This window comes from Streptomyces diversicolor (genome assembly GCF_057537855.1).
In genome coordinates, this window is record NZ_BAAJXA010000054.1 from 51,789 (window position 1) to 61,652 (window position 9,864).

General features: G+C 73.3%; 6 protein-coding genes, 1 tRNA gene and 1 pseudogene. 5 read left to right on the top strand and 3 right to left on the bottom strand.

The features are described 5' to 3' along the window. Positions 1-63: 63 nt before the first annotated feature. The 4 genes from tmk to AC27LF_RS40030 all read left to right on the top strand — a co-directional run bounded on the left by tmk (position 64) and on the right by AC27LF_RS40030 (position 6,686). Entirely contained in the window at positions 64-3,246 is a 3,183-nt protein-coding gene (gene tmk / locus AC27LF_RS40015; protein WP_479661294.1) for a dTMP kinase, read from the top strand. A gap of 326 nt (positions 3,247-3,572) precedes the next feature. Continuing rightward, a complete protein-coding gene (locus AC27LF_RS40020) occupies positions 3,573-4,778 on the top strand; it encodes a DNA polymerase III subunit delta' (RefSeq protein WP_479661295.1) in 1,206 nt (401 codons plus the stop codon). A 134-nt stretch (positions 4,779-4,912) separates the two neighbouring features. Beyond that, positions 4,913-6,502, top strand: coding sequence for an alpha/beta hydrolase (locus AC27LF_RS40025; protein ID WP_479661296.1), 1,590 nt, complete (start codon positions 4,913-4,915; stop codon positions 6,500-6,502). Positions 6,503-6,609: 107 nt separating this feature from the next. Further along, positions 6,610-6,686: transfer RNA gene (locus tag AC27LF_RS40030), tRNA-Thr, on the top strand. A 42-nt stretch (positions 6,687-6,728) separates the two neighbouring features. Here AC27LF_RS40030 and AC27LF_RS40035 read toward each other — a convergent pair. The 3 genes from AC27LF_RS40035 to AC27LF_RS40045 all read right to left on the bottom strand — a co-directional run bounded on the left by AC27LF_RS40035 (position 6,729) and on the right by AC27LF_RS40045 (position 9,545). After that, positions 6,729-8,819, bottom strand: coding sequence for a tyrosine-type recombinase/integrase (locus tag AC27LF_RS40035; RefSeq protein WP_479661297.1), 2,091 nt, complete (start codon positions 8,817-8,819; stop codon positions 6,729-6,731). Positions 8,820-8,916: 97 nt separating this feature from the next. After that, the gene (locus tag AC27LF_RS40040; protein ID WP_479661298.1) at positions 8,917-9,234 is read right to left on the bottom strand and encodes a hypothetical protein; all 318 of its coding nucleotides are present in this window, start codon (positions 9,232-9,234) and stop codon (positions 8,917-8,919) included. Next, positions 9,228-9,545 carry a hypothetical protein gene (locus tag AC27LF_RS40045; RefSeq protein WP_479661299.1) on the bottom strand — a complete coding sequence of 106 codons (318 nt, stop codon included), beginning with the start codon at positions 9,543-9,545 and terminating at the stop codon, positions 9,228-9,230. Before AC27LF_RS40045 ends, AC27LF_RS40040 begins: the two co-directional genes overlap by 7 nt. Before the next feature lie 62 nt (positions 9,546-9,607). On the opposite strand from AC27LF_RS40045, the pseudogene AC27LF_RS40050 reads away from it, so the two are divergent. Further along, a pseudogene (locus tag AC27LF_RS40050) lies at positions 9,608-9,700 on the top strand (IS5/IS1182 family transposase); the annotation flags it as partial. Positions 9,701-9,864: the final 164 nt, after the last annotated feature.

A 9,864-nucleotide genomic window follows, 5' to 3' on the forward strand; every position in this document is an offset into this window, starting at 1 on the left:
CGGGGCGTGCGCACGTTCGGACGGCCGCCGCGGGCTGTCGGTGGCTGCCGATAGGCTGAACGCATGACGCGAGCCGAGCAGCCAACGGCCCACAGCACGACCCCCGACGACGCACTCGTAGCGGACTCCCGCGAGCGCGCCGTCCGCGCCCTGCTGCGCCAGCCCGAGCTGAAGCGCCTGTGGAGCGCGCAGCTGGTCGGCGGCGTGGGGGACACCCTCGCGTTGCTGGTGCTCGTCGTGCTCGCCCTCCAGGCGGCCATCGCCGAGGGCTCGTTCGGCGACGGCTACCGCGGCGTGGCGTTCGCGGTGGCGGCCGTGTTCGCGGCGCGCATCCTCGCGACGCTGCTCTTCGGCGCCGTCCTCCTCGGCCCGCTCGCCTCCCTCACCTCCCAGGAAGGCCCGCTCGACCGCCGCTGGACCATGGTCGGCGCCGACGGCCTGCGGGCCGCGCTGCTGATCATCGCCCCGCTGTGGATCGACTGGACACCGGACAACGCGCTCGCCGTCCTCCTGGTGACCGTCTTCGTCACCGGGGTCGCCGAGCGCTTCTGGACCGTGTGCCGGGAGAGCGCGGCCCCCGCGCTGCTGCCCGCCCCGCCCCCGGAGGGCGCGACGGTGCGACCGCTGCCGGACCACATGGACGCCCTGCGCCGGCTTGCGCTGCGCACCAGCTTCGCCGCGGTCCCCCTGGCCGCCGCCGCCCTGGTCGTCGGGGCACTCCTGAACAACCTGCTCGGCACCGGCGTCGGCTGGTTCGACCAGCACCAGGTGGCGCTCGGCTCGTATGTGGCGGCCGGGCTGTTCGCCGCGTCCCTGTCGGTGGTGACCTTCCTGGAGCTGCCCGGCACGCGCACTCCGCGCCCGCGGTCCCCGCTCGAAGGACTGCGCCGCCCCAGGACCGGCACCGGCGTGGACAAGGGCCGCACGGGCGCGATCCCGCTGCTGGTCCCGGCCTGCGCCGCCGTCGCCGGGGCCATCTCCGCCGCCGTCGCCGTCTCGGTGCTGCACGCCACGGAACTCGGTGGCGGCCCCGTGCTCTACGGCCTGCTGGTGCTCGGGCTGACCGGCGGAGTCGTCGTCGGTATCCGCACCGCCCCCGCCGTCCTGCCGTCGCTCTCGCGCCGCCGGCTGCTGTCGCTTGCCATCGCGTTCACCGGTGTGGCCCTGCTCGCCGCCGGGCTCGTCCCGGACGTCACCAGCGTGGTGCTGATCGTCGCGCTGGCCGGGGTCGGCGCGGGCGTGGCCGCCAACACCGGGCACGCGCTGCTGGACCAGGAGACCGAGGACCACCGCCGGCCGCGCACCACCGAGCATCTGCACGCCGTCGTCCGGGTGTTCGTGGCGGCCGGTGCGCTGATCGCGCCCCTGGTGGCCGCGCTCATCGGTCCGCACCGCCTGGAAAACGGCAGGTTCGTGTTCGCGCACGGCGGCGCCGCCTTCACGCTGATGCTGGTCGGCGCGCTGCTGCTGCCGGTGGCCGCGCTGGTGCTGGCCAAGGTCGACGACCGGGCCGGCGTCCCGCTGCGGCAGGACCTGCGCGACGCGCTGCTCGGCGGCGACGACCCGGCGCAGGCGCCCGCCGCGAACGGCTTCTTCATCGCCCTGGAAGGCGGCGACGGCTCCGGGAAGTCCACCCAGGCCGAAGCCCTCGCGGAGTGGATCAGGGCCAAGGGGCACGAGGTCGTCCTCACCCGCGAGCCCGGGGCCACCCCCGTGGGCAAGCGGCTGCGGTCGATCCTGCTGGACGTGTCGTCGGCCGGACTGTCCCACCGCGCTGAGGCGCTGCTGTACGCCGCCGACCGCGCCGAGCACGTCGACACGGTCGTGCGGCCCGCGCTGGAGCGGGGCGCGGTCGTCATCTCCGACCGTTACATCGACTCATCGGTCGCCTACCAGGGAGCGGGCCGCGACCTGTCCCCGACCGAGATCGCCAGGATCAACCGCTGGGCGACCAACGGGCTGGTCCCGCACCTGACCGTCCTGCTCGACGTGTCCCCGGAGACCGCCCGCGAGCGGTTCACGGAGGCACCGGACCGGCTGGAGTCGGAGCCCGCCGAGTTCCACGCGCGCGTGCGGGCCGGTTTCCTGACGCTGGCCGCCGCCGACCCCGGCCGCTACCTCGTTGTGGACGCGGGCCAGGAACCGGAGGCCGTCACCACCGTCATCCGGCACCGTCTGGACATCGTGCTGCCGCTGTCCGAGGCCGAGATCAAGGCACAGGAGGAGGCCCGCAAGGCCGCCGAGGAGGAGGCCCGCCGCAAGGCCGAGGAAGAGGCCGCCCGCAAGGCCGAGGAGGAGCGCCTGGAGCGCGAGCGCCAGGAGCAGCTGGCCCGGCTGCGCGCCGAGGAGGAGGAGCGCAAGCAGCGCGAGCTGGAGGAGGCGCAGCGGCGCGAGGCCGAACGGCAGGCGGAAGAGGCCCGGCAGCGGGCCGAGGAGGCCAGACGCCGGGCGGAGGAGGAGCGGCAGCGGCTCCTCGCCGAGGAGAAGGCCCGTGCCGAGGAAGAGGCCCGCCGCAAGGCCGAGGAGGAGCGCCGGCGTCGGCAGGCCGAGGAGGAGGCCAGGCTGCGCGCCGAGGAGGAGGCGCGGCGCCAGGAGAGGCAGCGCAAGGCCGAAGAGGCGCTGTTGCGGGCCGAGGAGGCCAGGCGCCGGGCCGCCGAGGCGGCGGCCGCGGCCGATGCCGTGGCCCAGCAGCCCACGGCACCGCGGCCGGCGGCTCCCGGAGTGACGCCGGAGGCCACCACAGTGGAGACGCCGATGGTGACGCCCGGTGCGGACGAGACGGCGGTGCTGCGGCCGGTGCGCGAGGAGCGGGACGGCGGGGCTCGCCCCGGCCGGCAGGCGGAGTCCGAGTCCGAGGTGACGGCGAAGCTGCCGCAGCCGCCGGTCGTGCCGGGGGCCGCCGACGAGACGGCGGTGCTGCCGCCGGTCAGCCCGGGCGCGGCGGACGAGACCGCCGTGCTGCCGCCCGTACCCGCCGACGACCCGGCGGACCGGGTCCCGCGGGACTTCTTCCGGGACGAGCGGCCTTCGGCGGCGGGCGACGACGAGGACCGTACGCGCGAGATGCCACAGGTCGACGCGGACGCCGAGGCCGGCGGCGCGGCACGGCGCCGCCCGCGGCCCGACTGGGCCGAGGAGACACCGCTGGACGACCTGCCGTCGCTGGCGGACGAACTGCTCGGGTCGTACGAGGCCGAGGAGTACGACGAGAACCGGGACCGGCGGGGCCGGGGGCGACGCGGCTGACCGCTCCGCCGCTGCGGGCCGCGTGGCGTACACGTGGTAGGCACTGCCCGCGACCGGCTGGCCGGCGTGGAATGCCGGTCACCGGGTACGGTCACCGGATGCATCGGTGCGGTCGGTGAAGGCCGTCACCGAAGGCGGTCCGCGCATGCGGTCCGCGCATGCGGTCCGTGCATGGGGTCGGCCGGCGAAGGCGGTCCGTACATGGGGTCGGTCGGCGAAGGCGGACCGCGTATGCCGTCGGTGGAGGCGGTCGGCGGCCCGTTGTCAGTGGGCACCCGCACAATGGACTCCGGAACGCGGAACGTGACGGAAGGGCGGCGTGACCCATGACCGTGTGGGACGACCTCGTCGGGCAGGAGAAGGTGAGCGAGCTGCTGGACGCGGCAGCCCGGGACGCCGACGCCCTCGTCACCGCCGCCGCCGCGGACGCGCCGCCGCCGGAGGCGTCCAGGATGACGCACGCGTGGCTGTTCACCGGCCCGCCCGGCGCGGGCCGCAACCAGGCGGCGCGGGCCTTCGCCGCGGCCCTGCAGTGCGTGAGCCCCGACCGCGCGCTCGGCGGCGCCCCCGGCTGCGGGTTCTGCGACGGCTGCCACACGGCGCTGGTCGGCACCCACGCGGACGTGTCCACGGTCGCCGCGGTCGGCAGCGAGATCCTTGTCAAAGACATGCGGGACACGGTCCGCAAGTCGTTCACGGCACCGGCGAACGGCCGCTGGCAGGTGATCCTCGTCGAGGACGCCGAGCGGCTGAACGAGAAGTCGGCCAACGCCGTGCTCAAGGCCGTGGAGGAGCCCGCGCCCCGCACGGTCTGGCTGCTGTGCGCGCCCTCCATCGAGGACGTGCTGCCCACCATCCGCTCCCGCTGCCGACATCTCAACCTGCGCACACCGTCGGTGGATGCCGTCGCCGACATGCTCGTCCGCCGCGAGGGCGTCGAGCCGGACGTGGCCGCCGCGGCGGCCCGCGCCACGCAGGGCCATGTCGACCGGGCCCGCCGGCTGGCCACCGACCCGGCCGCACGGGAGCGCCGCGCCTCCGTGCTGAAGCTCCCGCTCCGCCTCGACGAGGTCGGCAACTGCCTCAAGGCGGCCCAGCAACTGGTCGAGGCCGCGGCCGAGGACGCCAAGCAGCTCGCCGAGGAGACGGACGGCAAGGAGGCGGAGGAGCTGAAGGCGGCGCTGGGCGCGGCCCAGGGCGGACGGCTGCCGCGCGGCACGGCGGGCGTGATGAAGGACCTGGAGGACATGCAGAAGCGGCGCAGAACCCGGACACAGCGGGACAGCCTCGATGTCGCCCTCGGCGACCTCACCGGTTTCTACCGCGATGTGCTCGCCCTCCAGTTCGGCTCCCGAGTGGCGATGGCCAGCACGGACGCAGAGGACGCGGTGGAGCGGGTGGCGCACGCCAGTTCACCGGAGGCGACCCTGCGCCGCATCGAGGCGATCTCCGCGTGCAGGGAGGCCCTGGACCGCAATGTGGCGCCGCTGCTCGCGGTGGAGGCGATGACGATGGCACTGAGAGCGGGCTGACCCCGGCCGCCGGTCCGGGACGCGCCGCTCACCCGTCCAGGGCCCAGGCCGTTGCGGCGTTGACGTCATCACCCGTAAGAGCCATGAAGAGCACGCATCGCATCCGCCCCATCGCTCAGCGTTACGCTCGATCGATGCACACCAGGCGAACTCCCCGCCCGACCAAGGCCACCGCCCGCGCCCTGGCCACCGCCCTCACGGCAGCCGGGCTGCTCCTCACCGCGTGCTCCGCGGGCGGCTCGACGACAGCAACCGGCGAAGCGGCGCAGCCCGCCCTGGCCCCGCTGCCGAGTTCGACACCGCCCGCGCTCGCGCCGTACTACGGGCAAAAACTCGCCTGGCGCGACTGCGGCGTCGAGGGCTTCCAGTGCGCGACGCTGAAGGCGCCGCTCGACTACGCCAAGCCCGGCGCCGGCGACGTACGGCTCGCCGTCGCCCGCAAGAAGGCCACCGGCGAGGGCCGGCCGCTCGGCTCGCTCCTCGTCAACCCGGGCGGCCCGGGCGGCTCCGCGGTCGGCTACCTCCAGCAGTTCGCCGGCATCGGCTACCCGGCCGAGGTCCGAGCCCGCTACGACATGGTGTCGATGGACCCGCGCGGCGTCGCCCGCAGCGAGCCCGTCCAGTGCCTGGACGGGCGGCAGATGGACACGTACACGCAGTCGGACGTCACGCCCGACGACCACAAGGAGACCGACGCGCTGGTCGAGCGGTACAAGAAGTTCGCGGAGCGCTGCGGAGCCCGCTCGTCGCGGCTGCTGCGCCATGTGTCCACGGTGGAGGCCGCCCGGGACATGGACATCCTGCGGGCGGTGCTCGGGGACCGGAAGCTGAACTACGTGGGCGCGTCCTACGGGACCTTCCTCGGGGCGACGTACGCCGGGCTGTTCCCCGGGCGGGCGGGCCGGCTCGTCCTGGACGGCGCGATGGACCCGTCGCTGTCCGCGCGGCAGCTGAACCTGGAGCAGACGAGGGGCTTCGAGACCGCGTTCCAGGCGTTCGCGAGGGACTGCGTCCGGCACGCCGACTGTCCGCTAGGCGGCAAGGGCACGCCCCCGGCCCAGGTCGGCGACCACCTCGCGGCCTTCTTCCGCAAACTGGACGCACACCCGGTCCCGGCCGGCGACGCGGACGGCCGCAGGCTCGGCGAAGCCCTCGCCACCACCGGGGTGATCGCCGCGATGTACGACGAGGCGGCCTGGCCCCGGCTGCGCGAAGCGCTCACCTCGGCGATGAAGCACAACGACGGAGCCGGCCTGCTGGCGCTCTCGGACAGCTACTACGAGCGTGACGGCGACGGCCAGTACACGAACCTGATGTTCGCCAACGCCGCCGTGAACTGCCTCGATCTCCCGTCGGCCTTCGACAGCCCCGAGCGGGTCGAGAAGGATCTCCCGGCCTTCGAGAAGGCGTCCCCCGTCTTCGGCAAGGGCCTCGCCTGGGCGTCCCTGAACTGCGCGTACTGGCCGGTGCGGGCCACGGGCGAGGCGCACCGCATCGAGGCCAAGGGCGCGGACCCGATCGTGGTGGTGGGCACCACCCGCGACCCGGCGACGCCGTACCCCTGGGCCCAGTCCCTCGCCCACCAGCTCTCCTCCGCCCGCCTGCTCACCTACGTCGGCGACGGCCACACCGCCTACGGCCGGGGCAGCGCGTGCATCGACTCCGCGATCAACGCCTACCTGCTGAAGGGCACCCCTCCGGCCAACGGAAAGCGATGCTCATAGCCCGCCGCACGCCCCGGAGGCACCCTCTCCGGGGCGTGTACGAAGCACCCTCGGAAACTGTGTAGACTTACCGACGTTGCCGATCGCACCATAGTCGCGGGCAGCATGCCGCTTTAGCTCAGATGGCCAGAGCAACGCACTCGTAATGCGTAGGTCTCGGGTTCGAATCCCGAAAGCGGCTCCACTGAAGCCCAGCTCAGACAGTGCCTGAGCTGGGCTTTCTCGTTCAGCGGATGCGGCGGTGGCGCCGTGCCCGCTCGGCTCGCCGGTCCTCGGTCTCAGTTCTGGTCTCAGTAGGGGGCATCTGACGCGGCATGAAGGCGTCTCCCATACGGCGCATGGCGTCCTTCGAGAGGTGAGACCGGCCCTTCACGTACCGCCGTGTCTGGCTGATCTGGGTGTGCCGCAGGATCTCCATGATCGTGGGCATGTCCACCCCGAGTTCGTTGAGGATCGTCCCGGCTGTGTGTCGGCTGCCGTCGTACAGGCGCCGGTCGTCGATGCCCGCTTCGGCCAGCAGCTCCTTGAACTCCGCCCAGTCGGCCCGCGGGTCGATGGGGCGACCGTCCGGGCGGGTGAAGACCGCGCCGCACTCCTGCCACAGCTCGCCGGCCGCCGTGCGCATGGCGTCCTGCTGCTCCTTGTGCGCGAGCAGGTAGGGCACTAACGGCGGCGGGATCGGTACCGGGTTCCTGCTGGAGGCGCGGGTGTGGGCGCCCTCGCGCACGAGCTTGGGAAGGTTCTGGTCGGTGGGGTCCTGCGTGCCCTGCCACAGCAGCACGTTCACCGCACGGCCCTGGTTGTGGATCTTCCGCGCGGCCATGAAATAGCGGCTGGTGGCCTTGGAGCCGCCATAGGGGCGGTTGTCGTTGTCGACCAGCGGGCACATGAACGCCACCTGCGCCTCGTCCACCAGCAGGATCAGCGGCGGGAACGCGGTCCCGGGCGGCGCCTGGAGGCGGCGCTCCATCTCGCTCACACCCCCTTCCACCATCTCCGTGGCCTCGATCACGTGCTCATCGGTCGGCCCTTGAATCAGCACCGTGGCCAGGCCGTCGAACACGGCCCAGTCGCTGGCGCCCTTCAGGTCTGCGATCCGGAACTCCACCGACCTGTCGAGGGCGAGCCACAGGGCGAGCGCCCGCAGCGTGGCGGTCTTGCCCTGGTTGGACAGGCCCGTGATCAGAAGGTGCCGCTGGTACAGGGACAGGGCGGCGGCATCTCCGCGCAGATCCTGCCCCCACGGGGCGCGGCCCTTGGCGTAGTCGGCGGTCAGAGTCTCGTCGGTGACCAGCGGAGAGGGGCCGATCGGCTCATCCAGGGCACCCGAGTCCGCGATCCACAGCCGCACCGTCCGCGCCGCGGTGGGAAGGGTGATGAACACCTCGTGCTCGTGCCGGGTGAGGTTTTCCGCGAGTTTGCGGCGCCGGTTCTGCACCTCCACCGTGGACACTCCGGAGGGAAGGGTGACGTCGACCTCGACGCCGCATCCGGCGATCCGGATGGGCCCGAGCATGGACGCGCCGGCGTCGCCCATCTCCTTGATGGCGTTGCGCAGCGCGGGCACGCCCAGGTCCCGGAGGGCCTTGACCACGATTGAGGGGGTGATGGGCTCCCCCTCGCCGTTGCGGACGTTCGCCGGCAGGGCCCAGTTCGGTGCGGCCTGCTGGTTGCTGCCGACGGCCCACAGGGCGAGCAGGGCGAGGAAGGGGCCGATGGTGATGAGCGGCCCCCACACCACCTGCACGATCACGACCATGAGGCGGATGAACTTGATCACGGCCATCAGCGGCGTGATGACGTCGGTGGCGTCCTTGTTGGCGATGGCCGGGACGATGCCGAGGGCGACCAGGGAGCCGATGCTCATGCCGGTGCCGACCAGGACGCCCCTGGCCGCGTCCACCGGGGAGTGCAGCAGGTCCATGCGGCGGTGGTGGCGGGCTTCGCGGAAGCGCTGCCCGCGCTCCTCCCACTCCGCGGCCGCCTCGTAGTTCCCGGCCGCTTCGGCGGCGCGGAGCATGCGCTCATAGCGGGCGGCGGTGCGGCCGTCCCACGTGCGGCGGGCCACGATCCTCGCGCCGCCGGCGACGTAGAGGCTATGCCGGGCCACCGTCCGCGCGGCCGTCCGCGTCCGCTCATGCGTCACAGCCGTGCGAACCGCACGCCCCGAGCGCACCCACAAGGGCACCACGGCCAGGGCGGTCGGCGGGGCGACGAGGGTGGTCGGCTGGTCGGGAACGGCCGCCAGCGGTGTGCGGGTGCCGTCGGCAGTGGGCGTGGTGGGGTTCTTGTGCAGGGGAACAACGTTGCCACTCATGGCAGGGGAACTCCTGACTGCCCCGGATGCGGGGCGGAAAGTGTGGGGTGCGGCCGCCCCTCGCTCGGTGGTGGCGCGGGCGAGGGGCGGTGGCGGGTCAGTGCTCGCGGCGGGCGCGGTTGTCCGTGTTGCTGAGCTGGGACGGCAAGGCGTGTGGGCCGTCCAGCCAGCAGAACGGGCGGAGGCAGTCGGCGGCCTTGAACACCCGGAGCGCGGCCCCGTCCGGGGCGTCCGGCAGCGGGTAGACGCGGCCGCCGGCGAGGGAGGCCAGCAGGCGGGCGGCGTGGTGCTTGCACCCGTCCGCGTCGGCGTTGTGCGTGTCGAGGACGGTGACGACGGCCGGGCCAGCGCACGGGGTGGGGGCGTCCGGGTGTGCGGCCGGGCAGCGGGGGCCGTTGGGCGGCATGGTCACCACCAGCCGGAGGACTTCTTGGCGGCCTTGGCGGCGGCGGCCTCGTTCACGATCCGCTGCCGCTCGACCTGCAGCGCGGTGATCTCCGCGACCAGTCGCGTCTCCGCCGCGGTCGAGACGGATTCCAGACGGTTCTCGGCGCGGGCGGTGCTCTTGCTCCGCATGACCCGGTAGGAGCCGCCGGCCAGTGCCCGCAGCACCGCGCGGCGCTCGGCCCCGGTCAGCGGCCACATCTCGCCCTGCCGGACGGCTTCCAGCTTGCGGGTCGTCTTCTGAATCTCGCGGTCGATACGGCGGGTGTCGGGCTTGCCCATGTCAGGCACTCCTCGGGAGCTGGGAGGGTTCGGGGAAGGCGCAGGGGGTGCACATGCCGAGCCTGCACCGCCGCTACGAACGCAAGGTCGAACACTTCCTGGCCTTCACCGCCCTCGCCTGCAGCCTCATCTGCTACCGCAGACTCAACAAATGAGACGACGTCTAAAGCCCCACCCTCCGGCCGTTGCTCGCGGTCACCGGGCCGCCTCGCCAGTACGGGCCAAAACCCTGTTCTTCCTGGCCTTATGGGGCGGTCTTGCAGCGTCTCCGCCCTGCGTTTCGGCGCAGCCCAAAGAAGGCCCACCGATTGCCGCTGTC